Annotated in this window: 20 protein-coding genes; 8 read left to right on the top strand and 12 right to left on the bottom strand. The window is 38.5% G+C overall.

Annotation, left to right across the window (positions count from 1 at the left end):
- The first annotated feature begins 124 nt into the window (after positions 1 to 124).
- Positions 125 to 997: a hypothetical protein gene (locus tag H3T44_RS02180; RefSeq protein ID WP_198195832.1), complete on the top strand. Its 873-nt coding sequence runs from the start codon at positions 125 to 127 to the stop codon at positions 995 to 997.
- 3 nt (positions 998 to 1,000) lie between these two features.
- Here H3T44_RS02180 and H3T44_RS02185 read toward each other — a convergent pair whose 3' ends face one another.
- The 4 genes from H3T44_RS02185 to H3T44_RS02200 form a co-directional block, all read right to left on the bottom strand.
- Positions 1,001 to 1,579: an LUD domain-containing protein gene (locus H3T44_RS02185; protein ID WP_110438285.1), complete on the bottom strand. Its 579-nt coding sequence runs from the start codon at positions 1,577 to 1,579 to the stop codon at positions 1,001 to 1,003.
- Complete coding sequence (locus H3T44_RS02190; protein ID WP_198195833.1) at positions 1,572 to 3,047, bottom strand: lactate utilization protein B; 1,476 nt, start codon at positions 3,045 to 3,047, stop codon at positions 1,572 to 1,574. Before H3T44_RS02190 ends, H3T44_RS02185 begins: the two co-directional genes overlap by 8 nt.
- Positions 3,044 to 3,787 (bottom strand): (Fe-S)-binding protein, encoded by a 744-nt coding sequence (locus tag H3T44_RS02195; RefSeq protein ID WP_110438287.1) that lies wholly within the window; start codon positions 3,785 to 3,787, stop codon positions 3,044 to 3,046. Before H3T44_RS02195 ends, H3T44_RS02190 begins: the two co-directional genes overlap by 4 nt.
- A gap of 98 nt (positions 3,788 to 3,885) precedes the next feature.
- Entirely contained in the window at positions 3,886 to 5,967 is a 2,082-nt protein-coding gene (locus H3T44_RS02200) for a protein-disulfide reductase DsbD (RefSeq protein WP_198195834.1), read from the bottom strand.
- 88 nt (positions 5,968 to 6,055) lie between these two features.
- Between H3T44_RS02200 and hrpB the strand changes: the two genes are divergently transcribed.
- The 4 genes from hrpB (at position 6,056) to H3T44_RS02220 (ending at position 12,286) form a co-directional block, all read left to right on the top strand.
- Positions 6,056 to 8,518 carry an ATP-dependent helicase HrpB gene (hrpB, locus tag H3T44_RS02205; RefSeq protein ID WP_198195835.1) on the top strand — a complete coding sequence of 821 codons (2,463 nt, stop codon included), beginning with the start codon at positions 6,056 to 6,058 and terminating at the stop codon, positions 8,516 to 8,518.
- A 40-nt stretch (positions 8,519 to 8,558) separates the two neighbouring features.
- A complete protein-coding gene (locus tag H3T44_RS02210) occupies positions 8,559 to 9,731 on the top strand; it encodes a S1C family serine protease (RefSeq protein WP_198195836.1) in 1,173 nt (390 codons plus the stop codon).
- A gap of 263 nt (positions 9,732 to 9,994) precedes the next feature.
- Positions 9,995 to 11,062, top strand: a complete 1,068-nt coding sequence (locus H3T44_RS02215; protein WP_122123819.1) for a hypothetical protein — start codon at positions 9,995 to 9,997, stop codon at positions 11,060 to 11,062.
- 150 nt (positions 11,063 to 11,212) lie between these two features.
- A complete protein-coding gene (locus tag H3T44_RS02220; RefSeq protein ID WP_198195838.1) occupies positions 11,213 to 12,286 on the top strand; it encodes a hypothetical protein in 1,074 nt (357 codons plus the stop codon).
- A gap of 5 nt (positions 12,287 to 12,291) precedes the next feature.
- On the opposite strand, the gene H3T44_RS02225 is transcribed toward H3T44_RS02220, so the two are convergent.
- The 6 genes from H3T44_RS02225 to H3T44_RS02250 all read right to left on the bottom strand — a co-directional run bounded on the left by H3T44_RS02225 (position 12,292) and on the right by H3T44_RS02250 (position 18,471).
- Positions 12,292 to 12,684, bottom strand: a complete 393-nt coding sequence (locus H3T44_RS02225; RefSeq protein WP_198195840.1) for a DUF3293 domain-containing protein — start codon at positions 12,682 to 12,684, stop codon at positions 12,292 to 12,294.
- A 2-nt stretch (positions 12,685 to 12,686) separates the two neighbouring features.
- Positions 12,687 to 13,844, bottom strand: coding sequence for a rod shape-determining protein RodA (gene rodA, locus H3T44_RS02230; RefSeq protein ID WP_155565699.1), 1,158 nt, complete (start codon positions 13,842 to 13,844; stop codon positions 12,687 to 12,689).
- A gap of 12 nt (positions 13,845 to 13,856) precedes the next feature.
- Complete coding sequence (gene mrdA, locus H3T44_RS02235; RefSeq protein WP_198195842.1) at positions 13,857 to 15,782, bottom strand: penicillin-binding protein 2; 1,926 nt, start codon at positions 15,780 to 15,782, stop codon at positions 13,857 to 13,859.
- A gap of 13 nt (positions 15,783 to 15,795) precedes the next feature.
- The gene (locus tag H3T44_RS02240; protein WP_230882768.1) at positions 15,796 to 16,377 is read right to left on the bottom strand and encodes a hypothetical protein; all 582 of its coding nucleotides are present in this window, start codon (positions 16,375 to 16,377) and stop codon (positions 15,796 to 15,798) included.
- Positions 16,378 to 16,379: 2 nt separating this feature from the next.
- Positions 16,380 to 17,288 (bottom strand): rod shape-determining protein MreC, encoded by a 909-nt coding sequence (mreC, locus tag H3T44_RS02245; protein ID WP_110438295.1) that lies wholly within the window; start codon positions 17,286 to 17,288, stop codon positions 16,380 to 16,382.
- Between the two features lie 136 nt (positions 17,289 to 17,424).
- Entirely contained in the window at positions 17,425 to 18,471 is a 1,047-nt protein-coding gene (locus tag H3T44_RS02250; RefSeq protein ID WP_110438296.1) for a rod shape-determining protein, read from the bottom strand.
- 478 nt (positions 18,472 to 18,949) lie between these two features.
- On the opposite strand from H3T44_RS02250, the gene H3T44_RS02255 reads away from it, so the two are divergent.
- Positions 18,950 to 19,279: a hypothetical protein gene (locus H3T44_RS02255; RefSeq protein ID WP_196424263.1), complete on the top strand. Its 330-nt coding sequence runs from the start codon at positions 18,950 to 18,952 to the stop codon at positions 19,277 to 19,279.
- A 31-nt stretch (positions 19,280 to 19,310) separates the two neighbouring features.
- On the opposite strand, the gene H3T44_RS02260 is transcribed toward H3T44_RS02255, so the two are convergent.
- Both H3T44_RS02260 and H3T44_RS02265 read right to left on the bottom strand, forming a co-directional pair.
- The gene (locus tag H3T44_RS02260) at positions 19,311 to 20,885 is read right to left on the bottom strand and encodes a 2-isopropylmalate synthase (RefSeq protein ID WP_198195843.1); all 1,575 of its coding nucleotides are present in this window, start codon (positions 20,883 to 20,885) and stop codon (positions 19,311 to 19,313) included.
- 293 nt (positions 20,886 to 21,178) lie between these two features.
- Positions 21,179 to 22,084 carry an N-acetylmuramoyl-L-alanine amidase gene (locus tag H3T44_RS02265; RefSeq protein ID WP_198195845.1) on the bottom strand — a complete coding sequence of 302 codons (906 nt, stop codon included), beginning with the start codon at positions 22,082 to 22,084 and terminating at the stop codon, positions 21,179 to 21,181.
- A 507-nt stretch (positions 22,085 to 22,591) separates the two neighbouring features.
- Here H3T44_RS02265 and H3T44_RS02270 point away from each other — a divergent pair.
- Positions 22,592 to 25,102: a ribonuclease E/G gene (locus H3T44_RS02270; RefSeq protein ID WP_198195846.1), complete on the top strand. Its 2,511-nt coding sequence runs from the start codon at positions 22,592 to 22,594 to the stop codon at positions 25,100 to 25,102.
- 136 nt (positions 25,103 to 25,238) lie between these two features.
- A complete protein-coding gene (locus H3T44_RS02275; RefSeq protein WP_110438610.1) occupies positions 25,239 to 25,667 on the top strand; it encodes an Rrf2 family transcriptional regulator in 429 nt (142 codons plus the stop codon).
- Positions 25,668 to 25,669: the final 2 nt, after the last annotated feature.

Below are 25,669 nucleotides of genomic sequence, written 5' to 3' on the forward strand. Positions count from 1 at the left end.
TTGTTATCATGACTAAATTTTGGAATAGGATTATATCATGATAAACAGGTTAAATATATACGTATAATTAACCTGTTTTAACGTAACCAGCAATTAATGAATTTATAAATATCAAGGGGTTGTCATGTCATTCGAATTACGCAAATCGTTATCATATCGATTTAAATTTTATTTATCTGCATTTTTATGGATTAGTCCGGTCGTGATATTATCAGCTTGTGCACATAAAGATACCACTCAATATGCACCACTAACATATGATTATCTAACCCCTATATTCCTGAATGTTGGACAAATAAGCATACAGGATCATTCTAACGCAAATCAATATCCAAGGGATATTTCCAATTTAAGCCCGACCCCTCCCGCCATGGCCTTGAATAACATGGTTAATAATCGTCTTAAAGCAAGAGGCACATCCGGAAAGGCTATATTTACAATCAGCCGAGCTTCTTTGCAAGAAAACAATGATGATGCCGTTTACGGGCAAATTGATATTCGTCTTGATATTTATAACAACAATAATAGAAAAGTTGGCTCAATTCAGGTCAGTACAAATCATACATACCAGACTGATCATAATAAGGGAGACTTAGATAGCCGAGCAAATTTATATGATATTACCCAAAAAATGATGCAAGATGTCAATGTGGAACTAGAATATCAAATTCGCAATCATTTGGAGCCCTGGATTGTTGATGCCACAGGCACACCAATTTCAGACTCAATTAAAACACAGGATTTGAATGATAAGGCATCTTCAACCGCTGTAAAACATGATATGTCCCCTCCAGATCACAGGATTATAGCACCTGCTACCAACAAACCTCCAGCTTCAAACGCAGATTTAAATGCTGTTTTCCCTGATGGCATTCCCAACAATGAATCTGCCGCACCCCCAGTCCATGATACACAACCTGTTTCTTCAACTAAAGGTAAATATCCTGTTGGGGTATTGGGAACACTGCCTCAATCAGCCATTTCCAAAAAATACTAGATTCTAAAGCAATAACAAGGAAAATGAACGTACACCCTGGGCGCCATGGATCAATACCCCTTCAATATCTGCGGTGGCCGAGGGACCTGTATGTAGTGCTGCATAATGATTTCGCCTCCATTCCGGACGTGCATACGCATCATGCAGGTTTTCCACGATTTCAGAGCTGTTCAATAAAACGACCAGATGTTGCGGTAAATAACCCAAAGTATTTACAACCAGATCTTTTTCGGTAAGACAAACAGATCCTGTTTCAGCCACACCAAAACTTGCCCTGACAACTGCATAGTCAATATCATGCAAACTATTCGGAGGCGTTTGATCCGTTATATTATAATCACCCTTTATTTCCTTAACAACAGAACAGATATTCTTTGCGTTTGAAAGTTTTTCATAAATCGACTCAAAAGGATTATCGGCATGATTTTCCAGTAATTCACCCCCCATCTGCTCAAAAACTTTCTTAAATTTTTTTATCAAATCAAGATCATTCTGGTGAAACAGGGGAACAGAAGGAGGCTTAACATATTCATCAACACAGGCCTTGCGAATTTTGCCCAAAATGATATCACGACTATTCATTAACGCTTTCCTTTTTCAGATAATTCTTTTCATACCAGCCATGAAAGGTCTCCTTGGGTGCAGGTGGCAAGTCCCTCTGTTTTCCCCATTTATTGAGATTATTGTAAACAATAAAATGTGGGAGATATTTCAATGCCCGATCGGCATTTTTTATCGCGGCCCTGTACAGGACCGGATTGCCCAAAATTTTCCCGGCGGCCTGCATCAATATTCTTTTTGCAAGGGACAATTCACCTTTTTCTGCCAATGTCTCTCGCCACTCAAAAATTTGTTCATGAATATTGATTTTAACAGGACAGACATTAGAACAACTGCCATTCAAGGTTGAGGCAAAGGGAAGGTTGCGAAATTTATGGGCATTGTATCCCGGACTAAGTATCAAACCAATTGGCCCTGCATAGGTACTTCCATAACTTAATCCACCACTACGACGAAACACGGGACATGTGTTCATACAGGCACCACAGCGTATACATTTCAAGCCTGCCTTGAATTTCTTGTCAGCTAAACGGGTGGAACGCGTATTATCGACCAGTATGACATGCATTTCCCCGCCATGATGTCTGGGCCCTCGGAAATAAGATGTATATTGTGTTATTGGGGAACCTAGCGCACTACGTGACAATAAACGAATGAATACTGCCAGATGTTCAAGTCCTGGAACTATTTTTTCAATTCCGACCGTTACAATATGCAACCCGGGTGTATTGGCAGAAAGATCGGCATTCCCTTCATTCGTGCAAACAACCACCGCACCCGTTTCAGCAACCAAAAAATTTCCTCCTGTCATGCCAGCTTCGGCTTTCAGGATCAAGGGACGATTTGTTTCGCGCTGGGTTTCGGCAAGATAATGTATATCATTATTGCCCGCCTGTGCCCCGAGAGTTTTGGTAAAAACCTTGGAAACATCCGTACGGGATTTGTGAACAGCCGGAACAACAACATGACTTGGATCCTCATTGTCCAATTGCTGGATCCGTTCACCCAGATCCGTTTCAATTACGTTGATCCCCTCCTTTTCCACAGCCTTTCGCAAACCACATTCTTCCCCAAGCATGGATTTGCTTTTCACTAAAATTTTGGTCTGGCGTTTTTTCATCAACTCGATGGCAATCGAATTACACTCTTCAGCATTTTGCGCCCAATGAACATGAATACCATTATCTTTGGCATTTTTTTCAAACATTTCGAGATAATGAGCAAGATGATCAAGCGTGTGCTCCTTGATATCCGAAGCCAACTGTCTAAGTTCCTCCCATTCTGGGATAAGATGCATTTGCGCATCACGCTTTTTACGTAAATCCCATAAACGGTTATCATGCATTTTCTCGTGGGCCTGCGCAGCGATAAAGCGATTGGCGGCTTCAAGCTGATCTATGGGTTTATTACCTTTGACAACCGCGCCCCTTGCGCCAACTTCATGTTGAAGCGCCACATCATTCACGTCTGAATTAATATTAACATTCATTGTAGATCTCCATTCAGAACGCGTGCAATATGGGCATATTTCACGGGAATTTTCATCCGTTGCGCGCATCCCTGCTGATGCATGAGACAAGAGCTGTCTGCGGAAATTACGTATTCTGCACCGCTATTATATTGGTCCATAACCTTATCCTGACCCATTTTTGCTGAAACACCCTCCTCAAAAACTGAAAAAGTCCCCCCAAAACCACAACACTCATCAGGACGTGTCAATTCAACAAATTCAATTCCTCTTACCTTTTCAAGCAAATCCCTGGGTTTTGAGAAATATGGTTCCCTCAATTCTGACATGCTCGCATGTCTTAATCCTCTCAATGCATTGCAATTATTATGAATGGCAACCTTGTAGGGAAAAAACGCCCAGGGAAAAGAATCAATCTTGAGAATATCATGCAGAAACTCAACCAGATCATAAGTATGCGTTCTGACATGTTTTACCTCATCAGTCTGTTCGATGGCATCAAAATTGGAACGAACCTGATGCGTACAGCTTCCCGATGGCATGACAATATAATCAAATTGCGAGAAATTCCTCACAAACAGGGTTTCAGTCGCGGCAGCCTCTTTATGACACCCCGTATTAGTCATGGGTTGACCACAACAGGTTTGATCAAAAGGATATGTAATATCCAGATCAAAACGTTCCAATAACTTTAAAGTTGAAATACCAACTTCAGGTTCCAATGCATCCATATAACATGGAATGAACAACCCTACCTTCATTTGTGCAAACCTTGATATCCATTTGTAATTATTATATTTTCAATGGCAATTTATCACTTTATGAGTTGTTTCACTACTTGTAATTATTATTTCGATTTTTAATTTTTAACATTTTCAATATTTTTTATCACCAAATCCGGGGTCAGGATTTGGGGCAACACCCTGGGGTTTCCATAGGCAGGATAATAAATATAAAGTGGAACCCCTTCCCGTCCAAACTGTTTTAGAAAACGACTGATTTCATTATTGTGATGTGTCCAATCACCAATCACATATTGAATATGATGACGATGGAAATAGTCTCTTACTTTTCGGTTGGATAAGGCAACCTTATCATTAACGAGACATGTTAGACACCAACTTGCCGTCATGTTAACAAATACAGCTTTATGATCAATCTGCAATTGCTGAACATTCTTTAATGAAAATACCATATATTCCCTATTTTCCACTGTTTTATTAGATGATTGCAAAAGATTCATTTCCGTGATCATACCCCCTAACAAAATGAAAATCAGAATAAGCGTGATACTGGAAACCCTTTGAAATACACGTGTAGCAGTTTTATATCGCAATAGCTGATTTTTACCCAATAACCATGCTCCAAATCCAATTAAAACACACCCTAACAAAACAGTTAATAAAGATATGGACTGATTATGCTGATAAATTACCCATACCAGCCACACACAACTAAGTATTAGGGGAAATGCCAAAAATTGCTTCAATATTTCCATCCATATTCCTGGTCTCGGTAAAAAACGGGTCAATTTTGGAATAAAAACCAATAGCAAATAGGGAAAGGATAGACCCAATCCCATTCCTATAAATATAAAAAAAGTTTTTTCGGCTGAACTATTTAAGGCGGCTGCGACAGCTATACCCATAAACGGTGCGGTGCAAGGTGTTGCAACCAAGACAGCAAGAATACCTGTAAGAAAATCAGAAAGGTAAGAGGATGAATTTGTTCTTGAATAAAATGAAAAATTTATCGTGAAGACATCGAGAAGATTTAAGGCAATAATAAATAATAACCAGCATAGAATTATCAAAAATGAAACCGATTGAAACTGAAAACCCCATGTTATCTGTTTTCCCATCCAGCGCAGACTTATAAATATGAGCGATATGCCCGTAAAACTGCTCAAGATCCCTGCCGTGTATGACAGACATGACCGGTATTGATAGGCACGATTTTTATTTCCCAAACGACTTAAGGATAACAATTTCATAGCAATGACAGGAAAAACGCAAGGCATGAAATTTAACAGGCACCCACCAAGAAAGGCACTGCTGATCAATAAAAATAGATTCAGAATATGTGAGACAGGTTTCTTTTTAATTATGGGATGAATTGACCAGTAATGAAGCTTGCCATTGTAATCCTTCAATGCCAAGATACCAGCCAAGGACTGATCAAGCGGTTTTTTAGATAATAGGGGCAATTTCAATTCAAAATATTCTGGATTGATTTTAAAATGCTGTTTTTGATCTTGATCAATCAATCCCGATCTTTCTGGCATAAACCAAGCATCCTGCACTTGATCAAACAGAGGAGCTGTTTTATTGCCCCACAATTTTCCATTTGGTGTAATGAATAAATTATATTGCAAAGGCCTAGGTTTATTATTCAGTGATTTTTGAATTAAGATCGCTTCATTTGCCTGATTGATTTTTCCTTTTGGTAGATCAATTGTAAATTCAGCCTGCACGGGAACACAGATATTGGCACAAATCAACCACGTCGCCTTGATATGAAGATGCAGATCTTTGGCACGATAGGATTCTGGAATATGAAGATAAAAAGGTAAAATAACTTCCCCATCATATATGTAAGACAATAAACCATTTTCAAACAACCTCTTTGGAACAGGCCATTCTATTTTTGGAAATATAATTTTTCTATCATGGTTGATTGAAACTTGTAACGAAGCAGGATCTCCCGCATCTCCCGGATTCAGCCAATAAGTGTGCCACCCTTGCTCCAGTTTGATTTTAAGGGCTAGTAAAGACCGATCAACATCATCATTGAAATCGCTTGCACTGATGATACTTGCCTCAACATGCGCTTTAAAGATTTTATCGCTTTCTTTACCCCAAATAACATGCGTGTTAAACCCTATTACAATCAATAATATAGCAATCCAGAATCGCACTTGATTTAATCCTGTCCCTGTCAATAATATTCCATTTTTATCTTAAAGATGAGATAAACAAAATTAATAATCATTCATGTCACCAAGGCATTTTATCGACTAGTCTCAACTTATGTTTAAACCTGATCCCATTTCCCTACCAATACAGAATACCTTACCAGAACTCCATGATCATCTACTTACCCATCAGAACTGTATTCTTGTAGCTTCACCAGGGTCAGGAAAAACAAGCCTTGTACCTTTGTCATTATTACAGGCTTCATGGCAAAACGGACATAGGATCATCATGCTGGAACCACGACGCATTGCCGCCCGAGCCGCAGCAAAACAGATGGCCTGTCTATATCATGAAACCATTGGCCAGACGATAGGTTACAGAACCCGCATGGAAAAAGTGGCCAGTTCAAAAACCCGTATAGAGGTTGTTACACATGGACTGTTCTTGAGACATCTTTTGAACAATCCATTTCTTGACCAAGTTGCCGCCATTATTTTTGACGAAATTCATGAACGTTCCCTTGAGTCTGACCTCTGTCTTGCCTTGTGTCGTGATCTTCAAAAAAACCTGAGACCGGATTTAAGGCTCATCGCAATGTCGGCTACACCATCCTTGTCTCAACTACAAAAAATATTAAACTGTCAGATTATTGAAAATAAATCAAGAATACATCCTGTAACAATACATCATCGACAAAGAGATATTCATGCAATAAAAGATCTGCCCAAAATAACCGCTGCGGAAATAGAGAATGTTTATTACAAAAATCAGGGTAATATACTGGTATTTTTACCAGGCGTTACCGAAATTCATCGCACAATGAATATACTTGCATTGCCAGATGCTGAAGTTCTTCCTCTGTATGGCGAATTACATTCCACAGAACAGGACAAGGCCTTGCGATCTGTCAGTGCCAAAGATAAAAGGCGGATAGTTTTGACCACTTCCATTGCTGAAACTTCCCTAACCGTTCCTGGCGTAAGGATTGTCATTGATGGAGGTTTTCGTCGTGCTCCTCAATTGGACGGAGACACTGGACTAACACGACTTTTAACACGAAGAATATCCAGGGCAGCAGCTGATCAAAGAGCCGGAAGGGCTGGACGTGAAGCTGAAGGAGTTGTCTATCGTTTATGGACCCAAGCGATGGAACGAAGTTTTATCCCGCATGATTCTCCTGAAATATTATCCAGTGAATTAAGTGAATTCTTATTGATTTGCAAAACATGGACAGACCTTATGGGAACCTCAATAAAGGAATTGGTCTTTCCTGATTTTCCTTCCAATGGCCTTCTTGAGGCGGCCAGCAATTTACTGACTTTATTAGGTGCGTTAAATGAAAAAGGGCTCATCACTGATTTTGGTAAAAAAATTATTCAATTCGGTGCGCATCCACGTTTGGCGTCAATGATGTTAAGAGCAACCTCAAATGAAGAAAAGGCATTAGCGGCCGATCTGGCTGCATTACTGGAAGAGCGTGATCCTTTTCGTAAAAATCATGACCAATCCTGCGATATCCAAACTCGTCTGAACTGGCTACAAACCCTACCGCATAATCAACATGATAAGGAATTATGGCACCGTATCCACCATATAGGCCAGGAATATCGCAAAAGATTAAAAATACCATTCACCCAAAAATCTCTTGGAAATCCTGCCAAATTATTATGCGCCTCTTTTCCCGACCGATTGGCACAAAAACGTGATGAAATTGGATCATTCCGATTGGCAGGCGGTGGCAGTGCATATCTTTCTCAACAAGATATATTGGCAAAGGAAAAACTATTAATTGTTGCAAATATCCATACTCAGAAAAAAGCCAGAATCTGTCTGGCAGCACGCATGAATTCCGATATTCTTCCCGATTTTATCCTTAATCGGTCCCGTCAGGTAGAAAATATTTCTATTGACCCAACCAATGGAAAAGTCATTGCCCGAAAACAAGTAAAATTTGGGCGGCTTATTTTACAAGACAGAAACGATATAGCCCCAGCCGAAAAGGCTTATCCGGTCTTGCTTGGCTATGTTAAAAACAATTTTTATAAGGCTTTGAACTGGAACGAGACTACGAAACAATTACAGTCACGTGCTTCATGGGCAAGACAATATTTAACAGAAGAAAAAATTCCAGATTTAACTGATGACAAGCTAGAATTACATATTGAAAAATGGCTATCCCCCTGGATCACACAAATCAATAATTTGAAAGATCTAAAAAAAATAGATTTAAAAAATATTCTCGAAGCCTATCTTGGTTATGATATTTGCCAAAAACTAAACCGGTTATTTCCTGAATTTATTATATTGAATCATAATAAATTTTATATTGATTATACACAACCCGCACCCATTATTTCAGCACATGCACAAAAATTTTATGGTATAAAAGATACTCCTTCTATTGCAAAAGGACAAATTCGATTACAATGCTGCCTTCTGTCCCCAGCCAATAGACCTCAAGCAGTAACCAGTGATTTGAAAAATTTTTGGAAAGAGGGTTGGAAAGATATGAGAAAAGATATGAAGGGGCGTTATCCCAAACATCACTGGCCAGAAAATCCCATGAATGACGAATAATAGTTTATTTAACAACTTAAATTTTTTGAATAGATTAATAATGTTTGTACCAATTGAATATTCAAACCAGATAAAAAAAAAGCTAGGTCTCAATCTCAAGACTTATCTCATTATTGTTTTATTCAATTTTCCCGTCTATGCCCAGGATATAAATAAAAAAGATATCGAACCATCAAAAACAGTCATTCCATCCGACACATTTACGGCCTCCGCAACACCACTTGTAGAAAATGGGCCTCTGACCTTTTCCCCGCTAGTGAAAAAAGTTGTACCAGCCGTTGTTAACATTTCGGTTTCCCAAAATATATATACAAAACAATCCAGAAACATTCATATACCACCCTCCTTAAAGGGAACACCATTTGAAAAAGAATTCAGGCAACGTCAACATACCCGCAACCGTAGGGTTACAGAAGCTGGGTCTGGTTTTATCATTGATCCCCATGGGATCATAGTAACCAATACGCATGTAATCGGGACTTCCAACAACATAACAGTATATCTTGCGAATGGAAAACGTTTCACAGCAAAAGTTATCGGTAATGATTCTCTCACAGACATAGCAGTCATCAAAATTGATAGCGATCATCCCCTTCCCTATGTACAATGGGGTGACAGTCGCAAAGTAGAGGTTGGTGACTGGATTCTTGCTGCAGGAAACCCTTTTGGCCTTGGTTCTTCCGTCACTGCCGGAATTGTATCAGCTCGTGGTCGCGATATTGGTTCCAGCCCTTTTGACGATTTTTTTCAATTGGATGCTCCAATGAATCCGGGAAATTCTGGAGGACCATCCTTTAACCTTGCCGGACAAGTTATCGCCTTGAATACCGCAATTGTTTCCCCTACCGGAAGTTCTGTTGGAATTGGTTTTGGTATCCCCTCTGAAATCGCCGCCCCCATTGTTACTCAACTATGTAAAACAGGATTTATTGACCGCGGATGGCTTGGTGTTACCCTTGAAGAGGATTCTGGACACAATGGAGTGAAAATCATTGATCTTGATCTGGATGGCCCGGCCTACAAGGCAAAAATCAAAATTAATGACCGCGTTGAATTAATTGACGATCAGCATGTAGACACAATTCGTACTTTTATTAAAACAGTGGCCATTGCACATCCTGGATCAAATTTACAACTGACAATAAGGCGCAACAAGAAAACCATCAAACTTGATGTTACGGTTGGTCATCGACCAAAAGATGATGTAGAATAACAAATTTTTTTTATCTCTTGCTAAAATAAAATTTTTTTATAGATTGATATCATGAATACGAATAATTTTATTACATTGGTGATCAATTTTATCTTAAGATAACAATTAAATGAATATTTTAATCCGTTTAACAAATATAATATTTAATCTTTACTAATTACAAATGGTTATAAATACTATTAATTAATCACTTGAAATTATTTAATCATAAAAAATCGTTATAATTTATGTTTTCCCCATAACTTTGATTGAGGAATTTTTTGATGCATCGTCGTTTCATACAAACCCCTGTATCTCAATTTTTATTGTTTTGCAATAATACTAAAATAAATTTTTCGTTAATTTGCATCTCTGTGATATTTACTTCACATTACACATATGCAAGCAATGCATCTAAATCCGATATAAACAATTCATCAATCAATAATATATCCGACAGTGTCAATGTATTGGATGAACAACGATATACGGGTTCCCTTCTTTCCCCTTCAGGTGCCATTACCAAGGCAGGTATCCTTGCTTTGGAACCGTATCTCCAATCTACAATCAGCCGTGGGGCCTATCAATCCGATGGCAGTGTCAAAAATAGCAAACACAGAACAGATTCAGCGGACAGTTTCCTTTTGATCAAATACGCCATTACCGATAATCTGACCATTCAGGCAACCCCACAGGTTAATTATGCCTGGAACGGTAAAACCACATCCAGCAGTGTACATATTTCTGACTTGCCTGTAGAATTTCAATATCGCTGGATTGACCAGGATAACGCACATTATCGACCCAGCTTCACGACTTTCCTGGGCATGAATTTTCCTACCGGCAATTTTGATCAGTTGAACCGTTCCCTTGATGCTTTTGGAAGTGGACAATATACCCTACGTTTTGGTCTTCATTCCCAAGCAGCCTATAAAATATTTCATCGCGCCATACGCTTCCGCTGGTGGGGTGTAGGTCGAAAACCTATTGGTCACCGAAATATCAAGGGGATAAGCAACTATGGTACAGATCAGGGTTTTGCAGGCACAGTCAGAGGTGGCTTATTTGGCAACGCCGGATTTTCATTTGAATTTGGAATAACCAAAGCATGGGTATTGGCCTTTGACTTTCAGTATGATTGGGCTCAGGGGACACATATTAAGGGAAATTATAATCACCAGCGTTATTTACGCCATATCACAGGTGCCTCTCATGATTTTCAAATCGCTCCTGGTATAGAATATAACTTTACACCGGCCGTTGGACTTATCGCTGGTGCGGCATTGACCGTTGACGGCCATAATACCAATGATTTCATTCAACCTCAATGTGCCGTGAACATCGTTTTTTAATCTGATAAAATTTAACTTTTCATCAATATTGCAACCGTAAGCGATTGAACTATATAGAATAAGCAACTATCTGATAACCTTATAATTTATAACAATTATAAGGTCATTCTATAGAAGCATTATGAATTATCCCTGACTAGGAGCCATTTTATGACTCAAATTTTCAGCAATTCCTGTATTCTATTTCGTATGCTTAAAAACAGAATTAAAATTAGTTATTTTTGTTTTGTTTTTTTCGGTTTACTCAACCCTTCTGTTAACATATACGCTGTCCCGAACGACATTGCGCTTGAAGCTACACAAGAGGAAAACAAGGAAGATACAGGTTCCAAAATTTTACAGGAACAAAGATATACGGGTTCCTTGTTGGCACCATCCGGGGCATTGGTCAATGCCGGGACTTTTGTTATCGAACCGTATTTGCAAAACACAATAAGCCGTGGTGCCTATCAGGCAAATGGAAAAACCAAGAATTCCAAACATAGAACTGATAATACCCTGAATTATACATTAGTTAAATATGCAGCAACCGATCGCCTGTCAGTTCAGATTGTGCCCCAGATCCGCTATACCTGGAACGGTCACACAACAGCTAGTACAGTTCATTTCTCAGATTTACCTTTTGAGATTCAATATCGTTGGATTGATCAAGAAGATGCCCATTACCAACCTAGCCTAACTACTGTCCTTGGCATGATCTTTCCAACAGGCAATTATAACAATCTTGGTCGTCATTTGGACGGTGCAGGAACAGGCAATTATACGCTGAGATTTGGATTGCAGTCCCAAGCCGCATATCAGGTATTTGATAAAGCCATTCGAGTTCGTGTTTGGGGTATGGGCAGGGAACCTCTGAATTCCGTTAATCTCCGCAATATTAGCAGTTACGGCACTGATACTGGATTTCGTGGAAAAGCAAAATCAAAACTTTTTGGCAATACTGGTTTTTCCCTGGAGTACGGTCTGGATAAAAAATGGTTAATGGCTTTTGATCTTGTTTATGATTGGGCAAAGGGCACTCGAATAAAAGGAGGATATCTTGATAAACCCCATTCCTATCAACGTAAAGTAAATGGTGCCTCCCATGACATTCAGGTTGCACCAGCAATCGAATATAATCCCTCCACCCACATAGGTATTATTGTTGGAACGGCTTTAACCGTGGACGGGCATAATGCAAATAATTTTGTTCAGCCTCAAATGGCGGTGAACTTTGTTTTCTAATTCAATCAATTCAGAAATACCAAACGCGATAATCGTTGATCTTGTATAACAACAATCGCGTTTTGACGAAACTTTCTTGCCAATACGATCGCCTTGCTGGGATCCATGACAACCATAAATAATGGCTCTGAAAAATTTCTTAAAGTTCCTGTCCCTTTTCTGTAATCATAGCCTGACAAATACAAGGAAAGTTTTTGCATCATGCGCTTGTTCCATCCCTTGGCTTTTATTCTTCCTCCCGGATTACAGGCACTCATCATAACCAGTTTCTCACTTTTATAGCGTTTTGGTAAATTTAAAGGATAGTGCCCTATTCTGATTTTAACAGTTCCAGCCTGATATATACTTTTAATATAGTTAGATCTAATTTTATTTGTCGCAGGTAATATTCCAGTCATTATTATATCTTTTTATAAGATTGATCTTCACCAAATGTTGAATTTTTATGAACTTGTACAGATAATAAAAGACCAAATCCAAACATTACCGTCAGCAGGGCTGACCCTCCATAGGATACCATTGGTAACGGCACACCCCCCACGGGTATGGCACCCATAACCATTGAAAGATTAACTGCACAATAAAAAAAGAAATTCATCGTGATCCCCAATGCAAGCAAGCGACCAAACTGATTACGTGACCGCATGGCGATAACCATGCCCCCCACAATAATTAACAGTAATAACCCTATAACACAGATTCCCCCCACAAAACCCCATTCCTCTGCAATCATCGTAAAGATGAAATCAGTTTGTTTTTCTGGTAAGAAATTCAATTGCCCCTGTGTACCATGCAAATATCCCTGTCCCCACATTCCACCAGATCCCAATGCTATTTTTGACTGGATGATATTATATCCCGCTCCTAATGGATCATTTTCAGGATGCATGAAAGTGGTAATCCTCGCTTTCTGATAATCATGCAAATGATTATAAACCAACTTTATGACAAACGGAATCGGTGTTAGTAACAAAAGAATCAAATACCAGCGCATACCTGCCGCAAAAAAAATAACAGCTCCTATACAACCTATAATAACCGCTGTGCCCAAGTTCGGTTCTTTTAATACAAGAACAACGGGTAATAATACAAGGATTGCAGGAATAATCAGACGTAATGGATTTGCCATCTGCTTCCAGCTAATTTTGTAAAACCAGCTGGACAATAAAAGAACCAAGGCAATTTTCATTAATTCAGAAGGTTGCAAGGCAATACCGCCAATTATAATCCAGCGCTCTGCTCCTTTACCCACATGCCCCATATGCAATACTGCAACCAATAACATTACAGCCAGTCCATAAAGAGGCCAAGCCAGTTTTACCAATATTTGCGGAGGAGTTAACGCCAACCCTATCATGATTATAAAACCCACGCAAAATTTAACAAATTGTGAATGAGCATAAGGATGGGAAGATCCTCCCCCAGCGGAATATTGGGCAAAATAACCAACCATTGCAAGAAGGCAGATCATTCCAACAAACAGCCAGTTAACTCGCCAAAGCTTGCCCAGAATTCTAAAATTTGGTTCTGCTCTTAATAAACGTTTCTCAAAAACCATTATGTCTATACTTCATTCAACTTCAGATGGTTTTGAATCACCTGTTTCCGTTCTTGTATTTTTAGACTGATCTTTTTCCCAATTTTTTGCAGGATCACACTTTAATGTTGCAACCATCATCTCACGTGCCAAAGGCGCCGCAACAGAAGCCGCAGCATTACCATGTTCAACAATTAAAGAAATCGCATATTGTGGATCATCATAAGGGGCAAAACAAATAAACAACGCATGAGGACGATATTTCCATGGCAAATTAGCAGAGTTGAAATGGCCACTTTCTCTCAATGCACGGGAAACACTCTTTACCTGTGCCGTACCCGTTTTTCCAGCCAGTAACATACCATGATAATCCATTTTTGCTTTTGCACCCGAACCTTTGTTTTCATTGACTACAGCATACATTCCAAATCTGATCATTTTTAGAAAATCAGGCTTGATATCCAGTTTTTGCCAATAGTTTGGATCTGCTTGCGGAACCAAAATATTATTGCGCTTCCTAATAAGATGCGGATCAATTTTTTTACCCGTGGCAATTCTCGCCACATAAGTGGCAAGCTGCAATGGGGTTACATGAACAAATCCCTGTCCAATACCGCTGACGATTGTATCACCTACATTCCAGTGATGTCCTCGGGACTCACGCCATTTAGGAGTGGGAATTAACCCGGAACGCACATGAGTCAACTCAATCGGCAACTCCACTCCCAAACCGAGCTTATCACATGTGGCATGAATTGCTTCCATTCCCGTCCTGCGGGCAACCTCGTAAAAATATACATCACAAGAATATTTTAGGGCACCATGCAAATCGAGTGACCCATGTCCATATTTATTCCAGCAATGAAATCGGCTTCCCCCATAATCATAATAACCCGGGCAATGAATACGCGTATTTTCCGTAATCGTTGAAGCTTCAAGCGCAGCCAGGGCAACAGCAGGTTTAAAGGTTGAACCGGGAGGATAGGAACCTGCCACTGCCTTGTTTGTTAAGGGACTCCTTTCATCTTGAATCCAGGTCTTCCATTGTACATGACTGACACCACTGTCAAATAAGGAAGGATCAAAAGATGGATTACTGACCATTGCCATCACTTCCCCATTCCGACAATCTAAAACAACTGCGCTGGCGGATTGGTCCGCGACGATTGAGGAAATTTCCTTTTGCAATTCAACATCAATGGTCAAGGCCACATCCTGGCCCTGGATACTATCAACATGACCTAATTCTGTAATGATATGTCCCACGGAATCTACTTCAACCTGAACCTCACCGGCCTTTCCACATAGATCATTTTCCTGAGTCTGCTCGATCCCGGACCGACCCACTCGCATACCTGGCAAAGCCAAAATGGTATTCTGTGCAATGTCTTTATCATTTGGGGGCGCTACATAACCGACAATATGAGCCAACAAACCTTCCAATGGATAAAGTCTTTTAGTACCCACATCAATGACAATACCTGGTAGGGAAGGCGAATTCACCTCGATAATCGTCATTTCGTCACGAGACAGAAAATCTTTCAACATAATGGGTATAAAACGACGTTGATGATCCAAATTCCATTGTATACGGGCGTAATCATGCTCATCCAAGGAAATTAAATCAGCAAACCGTTCTATCACATCAGAAACATTGTCTGTTTCTTCAGGTATAAGCATGGCCCTCCAATTTATCTTGTTATTGGCAAGAATAGCCCCGAAACGATCAAGGATACGTCCACGAGGTGGAGACAATAACCTTTTGCTTATAAGGTTTTTCTTGGCCATTTTTATATATCGATCGCCATTTACAACCTGCAATTTATAAAGACGATTAGCCAACAAAGACAAGATCCCTGTTTGAGCCGCTAGAATCAAAATTGCCCGCCGCGTAAATACACGTCGCGAATTCGTATCTGACAATACATTTCTGATACGATAGGGTAATCTTTTCTTCATTTTACAAGTTGTTCTACACCTGTTCGGGATCAGCTATGGTACGATGGGCCCAGGTAAACATGATTGATAAGAGCGGATAAAATCCTATAGCAAAAACCATCTCAAATATAAAGTATGAAACTGAAACCAGCTTTAAACTTAACAAAGAAATCAACAGCCATTGTATAAAAAAAACACTCAATGCAATTATTGAAAAAATTAACCAGACTATTAAAAAATTATATCTTGCCAGACGAAAACGCTGCGTGATTGCCATTCCATAAACAATAAGTAAAATGAAAATCACAACACCAGGTGAGGAAAAGTTTAGGAGATCAATAAGAAACCCCAGAAAAAAAACACCAATTGCCGGCATGGAAGTTGGACGATAAATTGACCAAAAATAAACCGATGATATCACAATAGCCAATAAAAGTTCATTACGGCCAGGAATATTCAAGGGAACTGAAAAGATTAAAATTACAAACAGATTAAATCCCAAAGGAACCATCCAACGAATGACAGCATCAATTTTTTGACACCTCGTTAAAGAAGGACGTATCCCTGGATGCCTTTTATGTGTTTTACTTTCAGATGATTTTTCTTTTTTAATCATTCCTAATCATGGCCTAGTAATTCAGGATTGGCGACGGGCCTGGTTTTCATCTTCTTTTTAGCCAGATTTACACGTCCCGGTGCATCAGGTGGAATGATATCATAATTTTTAAAATCAAAAATTCGAACAATTCTCAGACTTTCCAATGAAGTGTAAGGCACAACAACGGGATGTCCAGGTTCAAGATAATGTACGAAACCAACAGGGATTCCAGTCGGAAAAGCGTTTCCTTTATTGTCAGTCAAAACTTTCTCCCCTTCAGTTGGAGGTTTATCTTCCGGGTAAAAAATCAATTTGGGATAAAGACTGTTATCACCAGCCATAATCGCCTGTACATGTGAACTCATTAAATTAACAGGAATTCGACTGGCAAGATCATTGATTAAGAGTATCCTGGCAGAACGATCACCAATTTCTGTCACTCTACCTATCAAACCGAAACCACTCAAGGCAATTTCACCGGCGTGCACGCCATGCCCCGGTTGTAGCATCACCAAAACTGCCTTATGATAAATCCCGCTTCCATCTGCGGCAACATGTGCGGTAATATAGGATATTGTCGGATCAGGTATCCAATGCAATTGATTTTTCAATTCAACATTTTCCTCTGCCAATCCTATTGCAACATGATACCACCCCTTAAGTTGCGCATTTTCCTCTTCAAGTTTCTTTTTTTCCTGAGAAATATTTTTAACTGTATTAACATTCAGAAAAAAACCATGAACAATATCAAACGGTCTCTCCACCAAAACATAGGCAGGCAAAAGAAAATCAATAACTTTTAACCGTATATCTTCTATTAATTTGGGTTTTGCCTGGCCAAGCAACATGATTAAACTCGCCATTACAAATAAGAATGGTAAGATTAATTTTGCCAACGCTTGCTTGATTTGAATGGATATAGGAATCATTATCGTAATATTTTTACGTTATTTTTCATTTTAAACCAGCTACTTAATATATAAGATGAGCAATATACCAAATTGTATATTGCTTATTAATATTAACGCTATTTTTTATATTTTCTCAATTGTGTTGACGTAACAACTAATACATAGTTGTTAAAACATTCCTAAGCTTTTTCATTTCCTCCAATGCACGTCCTGTTCCCAAAGCCACACAGTCCAATGGATTTTCTGCAACAATAATAGGTAACCCTGTCGCCTGTCGCAAAACATCATCCAGTCGAAGCAATTGACTGCCCCCACCTGTCAACATAATCCCTTTATCAACAATATCTGCAGCCAGTTCCGGAGGGGTATTTTCTAAAGCAACGGATACTGCCTCGACAATTTGAGAAACCGGTTCAGCCAAACTATCGGCAATTTGCTCCTGGGAAACCAAAACTTCCCTTGGCACTCCATTCATCAAATCTCGGCCTTTTACTTCACGCCAAGGACCGCCATCCTCCTTGGAGGAATCGGGAATAGCAGCTCCCAGTTCCATTTTCAATTTTTCCGCTGAACTCTCTCCAATTAAAAGATTATGATTACGACGTATATAGGCAATGATGGCATCATCCATTCGGTCACCACCAACTCGAACGGAACGCGCATAAACAATTCCCCCCAGGGAAATTACTGCAACCTCGGTCGTACCTCCTCCGATATCAACAATCATGCTGCCAGAAGGTTCCGTAACTGGCAAACCGGCCCCAATTGCAGCAGCCATAGGTTCTTCAATCAGCTGAACCCGTCGAGCACCTGCACTTTCTGCGCTTTCCTGGATAGCTCGCCTTTCAACGGCCGTTGATCCTGATGGAACACAAATTACGATTTGCGGGCTGGCAAACATACGACGATTATGCACTTTATGTATGAAATGCTTAATCATCTCTTCCGCAACTTCAAAATCCGCAATGACACCATCCCGCATTGGCCGTATAGCAGTTATATTACCAGGCGTTCTTCCCACCATATTTTTGGCCTCTTCCCCAACAGCCAAAACCTGCTTTTTCCCACGAACATCAGCAATGGCAACAACTGATGGTTCATTCAATACTATTCCACGACCTTTGACATAGACTAGTGTATTAGCCGTTCCAAGATCAATTGCCATGTCTGCAGACATAAAACCAAACAGACGAGAAAACATCCAAAACTCCCGACAACAAACTTATAATTCTAACAAAAAATTTGTCTTAAATTTCTATCATCACAATTTGATAGAAATTACCAACCCCTACTTTTCACAGTATTTCCTTTCGACTTACTCATTTACAACCAATGGAGCAAGCGTTATCTGGCAAATGCTATATAGCCTTATATATTATTTTTACCTTAAAGTATCGTTCACTAAAAAAAAATGTAAAAAAATCATTTCCTACAATGTAATTACCTATTTTGACTAATATTTTTCTCATTTAAATAAAAATCATTTTAAAAATAAAAACGAATCGAAAATATAATTATTTATACCCCCTTTGCATATTATTTATGTTTCACTGTTTATACGTTTTATTCTGACTTTTTTATGTCTTTTTAAAAATTTATTTTAATAATCAAAAATCAAATTTTCATAAAAATGACAAAAAACATGTTTTATATAAATAAATAACAAGGAGAATTTATAAATGTTTAGAGTTAGCAAACAAACTTTTTTGAGGTTTTCAACCGTTATATTATCTGTTTCTTTTTTAACTGCCTGTGATAATGGCTATAGTGCTGGTGGAAGGGCAGGAACTGGCGCACTTATTGGTGGTGGAACCGGAGCAGCCATCGGGGCCCTTGCAGGAGGGGGAAGAGGAGCCGCTATTGGAGCTTTATCTGGTGGAGCGTTAGGGGCAGGTGTTGGCGCTTTGACAACACCTAATCGTCCAGGACCCAATTATAATAATCAGTACTATCAAAACCAACAATATCGTCAGCAACCAGTTAATAATTACAATTCATCCCGTCGTTAATCAAAAACGGCGTCAAAACGCCGTTCCATTTTTAAGAAACGCTTTCTGGTTTCTGTCGCTGACGCTTTGTTAACAATTTATTTAAAGCATGGACATAGGCCTTAACAGCAGAAACCACGGTATCAACATCTGTTCCTTGACCATCAACTGTTTTGCCATTTTCTTCCAACCTTACAGTTGTTTTTGCCTGTGCATCCGTTCCCTGCGTAACAGCCCCGATCGAAAATAGGGATAATGTTGCTTCAGGATGAGGGAAAATTTTCCTAATCGCATTGAAAGCTGCGTCAACCGACCCGCTATTTCCCGTAAATTCGATTTTTTTATTTTGTTTGTCAACTTCAAGAGTCAATAAAACCTCAGAAGCTCTTATCCCACTTTTAATTGACATATCAATAAACCGGATAAATTCATGATCTCTGACTTCATCATCAACCAAAGCCGAAATATCATCATCGTAAACCGTCTTCTTTTGATCAGCCAACGTCTTGAATCGCTGAAACGCCTCGTTTAATTTCTCATCAGAAAATTCATCATATCCCAATGATTTTAATTTGTCCCTAAAAGCAGCTCGACCCGAATGTTTACCCAAAACAAAAGAGGAACGGTTCCAGCCTACACTTTCAGGTGTCATGATCTCGTAAGTTTCTGCATTTTTCAACATTCCATCTTGATGGATACCACTTTCATGTGCAAATGCGTTTCTACCTACAATTGCCTTATTCGGTTGCACATCGAACCCGGTAATCGTTGATAAAGTCCGTGAGGCATTTAATAATTTCTTAGAAATTATCCTGTTATCATAAGGAAATTCATCATGACGTGTCCGTAAAATCATTGTTATTTCCTCCAGGGCAGCATTCCCGGCCCGTTCACCAATTCCATTGATCGTACACTCAACTTGCCTTGCTCCACCTTGCAGTGATGCGATAGTATTAGCCACCCCTAATCCCAAATCATTATGGTTATGACAAGAAAAAATGACCTGATCAGCACCTGGAACCCGTTCCAACAAATCTTTAAATATACGACGCATATCTTCAGGAGTTGAATAACCAACCGTATCAGGAATGTTAATTGTTGTCGCTCCATTTTTAATGGCCACTTCAACACAGCGACATAAAAAATCTGGGTCTGTGCGTGATCCATCCTCCGCTGACCATTGAACGTCATCTGTAAATTGTCTGGCCTTTTTATTTCCATCGGCAATAATTTCCAAAACGGTTTCAGGTTCCATGCGCAATTTATATTTCATATGCAGTGGAGAAGTCGAAATGAAATTATGAATACGTTTACGCTTGGCCGGTTTTAAAGCTTCCCCTGCCTTTTCAATATCATTTTTACCACCTGAACGTGCCAAGCTACAAATAACTGAATCTTTGATTAGCTCAGCAATTCTGTAAACACTTTCAAAATCTCCCGTTGACGCAACGGGAAATCCTGCCTCGATTACATCAACTCCTAATTCAGTCAATATTCTAGCCATTCTCAGTTTTTCATCCAAATTCATTGAAAAACCAGGGGACTGTTCACCATCACGTAACGTTGTATCAAAAAAAATAACTCTATTTTTGTCAATTTTTCCAAATGATGGATGATTTATATTCATATCCGATGAACCTTCATAATCGTTTACAGGCATATTCTGGACGCAGCTAACGCCCTCAATTTGCCTATGAAAAAATAAATTTTTAAAGGAAATTACAAAAAAAACCCCTAAATAAGATAACCTATTTTACAAGGTTATCTTACCTAGGGGCTGCTAAGTTGAAAGATCAAACAAAACACAGATATCCGTTCTCTATTTTTAAAATAGAAAAAATTTTTTTCCATAAGAGAGAATACCATAAATTTCATGCTGATATGACATCACTTTTCCCCAAAAAAAGCAAGTCCTATTTTTTAGCCCGTTAAATGTGTTACACTTCCACCAATTGTAAAATACCGATCAACAGCATTTTTCATGGACATGGCTATTAACTGTCTATATGAAGACTGACGTAAAGCGGCCTCATCTTTACGATTAGACATAAACCCCATTTCAACAAGAATTGATGGAATGTTTACCGATTTCAAAACCACAAAAGCGGCATGTCTTTTGGGATTAGGCAATAAACCAACACGGGAATTAAACGATAAGACAACATTTTGCGCCATTGCTGCAGATTCTTTTTTTGTTTCCATTTTAACCAGACTGGCCAATATCTTTTCCACCGCTGGAGAAGTTACATGAATATTGGAGCCACCATAACGATCAGCTTGATTTTCAACTGAAGCCAATGCAGCAGATTGTGCATCAGATGCATGATTGGATAAAGTATAGACACTTGCACCTCGCACAGATGAATTCCGCAAGGCATCCGCATGCATCGATATGAAAAGGTTCGCCCCTTTTTTCTGGGCAAAATCTACACGTCCATTCAAGGGAATAAAATGATCTGAGCTTCTTGTCAGATAAACTTGATATCGTCCGGAGCGTCTCAACTGATTGGCAAGTTCCACAGCCGTAGCGTATGCAACATGTTTTTCATAGGTTCCAGAATATCCTATGGCTCCAGGATCCTTTCCACCATGACCAGGATCCAGCACAATTAATGGTAAAGCAGGTCTGGCTTTGCCAATGATAGCTGGCGTCTTGGTTTTACCTTTGAATGTCCTCATCTTGGAAGTGGATTTAACTTGATTACAACCTTTTCCAATTGTTCCAATTCTTTTTTGCCTTTTTTGTTTCATGGCAAATGAAAAGGAAGGAAACAAAACTCCTATTGACATTAATAACGTATTTCGTCTGGAAAAATTTAAAGCCATTTCAATCTATATTACCTTATCAAAATGTATATTAATAATGTTAATTCATGTCTAAAAATCTGTATACCCGAAATAGGATTCAGTGTATAATTTGACATTATTGCAATAATTCTACATTTTTTTTGATCAAAAGCCATAAATCACGTTTTTAGCAACAAAAAACCTTTGCTTTCATAACGCGTTTTGAGATATTAAAATAATTGTAGGTCTTTATTTTTAATAACAAATCAATAACCTATAAAGTCCTATAAATTATTGTTTATTTTTGATAGCGAAAATATGTCCATTTAATATTTACAAAAATTTAATGAAAGCAATCTAGAATTTAAAATTATTTTAAATCTTATAACAATTCAGAAATAAACAAAAAATGATCGAAATTCCTAATTAAAAATGCTTCATGGTTACATTTCCCTTAAGACAATAATTAAAAACATGTTTCCAACAAAAAGCATTTCTTCAAAAAACTATGGATTGTGACTACAATCACCGGAGTATTAGTAAAACATGAATAAAAAAATGCTGATTGATGCCAGCTATAAAGAAGAAACACGCGTCGTGATCCTTGATGGCAATTACATCGAGGGATATGATATTGAAAATTCCGCAAAGAAACAAATAAAAGGTAATATCTACCTAGCCAAAGTAATCAGAATTGAACCCAGTCTACAGGCTGCTTTTGTTGATTATGGTGGAAATCGCCATGGTTTTTTAGCTTTTAATGAAATTCACCCTGATTATTATCAAATTCCCGTTGCAGACCGAAAAAAACTGCTGGAAATCCAAGAATTAAATAAAATGGAGGAAGAACCAAATCCGGATCAAGAATTGGATCCAGATCAGTCTTCCTATTATGAAGACATGGTTCATTCCCATAATAGCATAATCAAGAACTATAAAATTCAGGAAGTTATTCATAAAAGACAAATTATCCTCGTTCAAGTGGTAAAAGAAGAACGTGGAAATAAAGGCGCGGCATTAACAACCTATCTATCTTTGGCAGGACGCTATTGTGTTTTAATGCCAAATTCCTTACGGAATGGCGGAATTTCTAGAAAAATCACTTCACCATCTGAAAGAAAACGGTTGAAGGATATTATCACTGAACTGAATATCCCATCACATATGGGAATGATTATCCGTACTGCAGGAGCCCAATGCCCAAAAGCGGATACCCTAAAAGATGGGGAATATCTGCTTCACTTATGGGATGAAATACGCAATCTAACCATGAAGTCGATTGCGCCAGCTCTTATTTATGAAGATTCCAACTTATTGAAATTGACATTACGTGATAATTATACACAAGATATTAATGAGATTTTGATAGATGGCGAGGATGCTTGGTCCCAAGCGAGAGATTATATGCGTGCATTGATGCCGCAAAATGTACATAAGCTTCATCTGTGGAGAGATCAAAAACAATCTCTTTTTTCTTATTACAAGGTTGAAAATTTGATTGATCAAATGCTTTCCCCGATTGTCCAACTAAAATCAGGGGGATATTTAGTCATTAATCAAACAGAGGCTTTGGTGGCTATTGATGTAAATTCAGGCCGTTCAATCAAGGAAAAAGATCTTGAAGAAACTGCATTGAGAACCAATCAGGAAGCCGCCAATGAAATTGCACGCCAGTTAAGGTTGAGAGATCTGGCTGGATTAATCGTTATCGATTTCATTGATATGGAAAACAAGAAGCATAATCATATTGTTGAACGTCGTTTGAAATCTCTACTTCACAAAGACCGTGCACGAATTCAGATCGGTTCCATCTCCTCCTTTGGCTTACTGGAAATGACCCGTCAAAGATTACGTCCCTCTATTGCTGAATTTGCCTTCACTCCATGTTCCGCTTGTAATGGAACAGGTATTATTCGAAGTGACGCCAATATTTCTTTACAAATCATCAGACAGATTGATGAAGAAGCTCGTAAAATCAAACCAGGAATTTTAACCGTTTCCATTTCATCCGGTGAAATTGCCTTGAATATTCTCAACCAAAAACGCAGATGGCTGGCGGATATTGAAAAGAAATATAAAATCAAGATTGAATTTACAATTGATTCAACCCTGTCCTCTCATAATGTCCGTTTTTCAAGCAAAACTGATTCCTCACTTGATATGGAACCTGATGATGAAATACTTCAATCTACACCAAATGTAGTTCAGGAGAATCTTTTTGTCAGGGAAATACCAATCCAATCCTATCTTGAATATCAGACAAATTCAAAAACAGATTATAGACAAGATGAGATAGAGAATAAAGTTATTGATCTAAAACCTGAATCAAAAGTATTACGTCAAAATTCTGCCTCCATAGAGCATAAACAAGACGATACAAATCTCGATTCTTATTCGGAACAATATAAGGAAAACAAAAAAACATACAGTAACTCCAGGGATAAAAAACAACCCCATCATTCCCGTCGTAACCGTTATAAAAGAGGACAAGGTAAGGCTCAAAAAAATAATGACTTTACTCCCATTCTTGAGGCTGAACCTATACCAGAACCTGTCATCAATGAAAAACCTGAAGAAATAACTGTGACTCCAACCTTTGTTTCAATTGAAATTGATGCCGATAAAAGCCAGAATCAGCATGAAGAAACTGAATCTTTGATAAATCAAGTTATTGATAATTCTGACGCTGTAAATAAAGAGGATGAAACTTCAGATAATCTGGAAATAAAAGAGGAAAAACCTGCTCCAAAACGTCGACGGGCTACTAAAACCACCAAATCCACAGGCACCACCAAAACGACACGTAAAAGAGCATCAAGCAAAAAAGAGTCAAAAGAAAACGAAACCGAGGAAAAATCGGATAATAAAGAGGAAAAGGAAACGAAGATCAAAAAAACTACCAGAGCACGTAAAACAACTACAGCCAAAAAAACAACGCTTCGAAAACCCAAAAAAACCAAGGAAGCTGATGAAAATAACGAACAACCCTTAATTCAGCCCATTGTCATAGATGATACACCGACCAAAACGCCACGTTCCGGCTGGTGGAAACGGTAATTTTCGTTTTTTTATAAAGGCTTAAAAGAATTACTTTTAAGCCTTTATTATTATGCCAAAACAAAAAATCATTCAAACTTTTTATAAATGTATATATAATATACATATTCGAAACAATAAAAGTTATCAACATATTATGCAACTTTCCCGATATACAGATTATGCGTTAAGAACCCTGATCTATTTACATGTTCATCATGATCGGCTTTGTTCTATCCATGAAATTGCGACTTGTTATTCGATTTCACAAAACCATCTAATGAAAATTGTCCATAGATTGGGTAAACAAGGGTTTATCAAAACATTACGTGGAAGAAATGGAGGATTAACTTTAAACAAAGATGCTGGCAGTATCAAACTTGGAGACATTATTCGCAACACAGAGGAAGATGAAACCTATGTCAAATGCGATCAATGCCTTATTCAATGCACTTGCAACCTACCTGCATTTTTAATCGAGGCAATGAATAATTTTTATAAAACACTCAATCAATATTCTTTAAACGATCTTTTTAAAAATCCAAAACAGCTTGAAGCAATTTTGAAATATATTGAACTAGTCTGAAA

This window comes from Commensalibacter sp. M0355 (genome assembly GCF_016101365.1).
GTDB lineage: Bacteria > Pseudomonadota > Alphaproteobacteria > Acetobacterales > Acetobacteraceae > Commensalibacter > Commensalibacter melissae.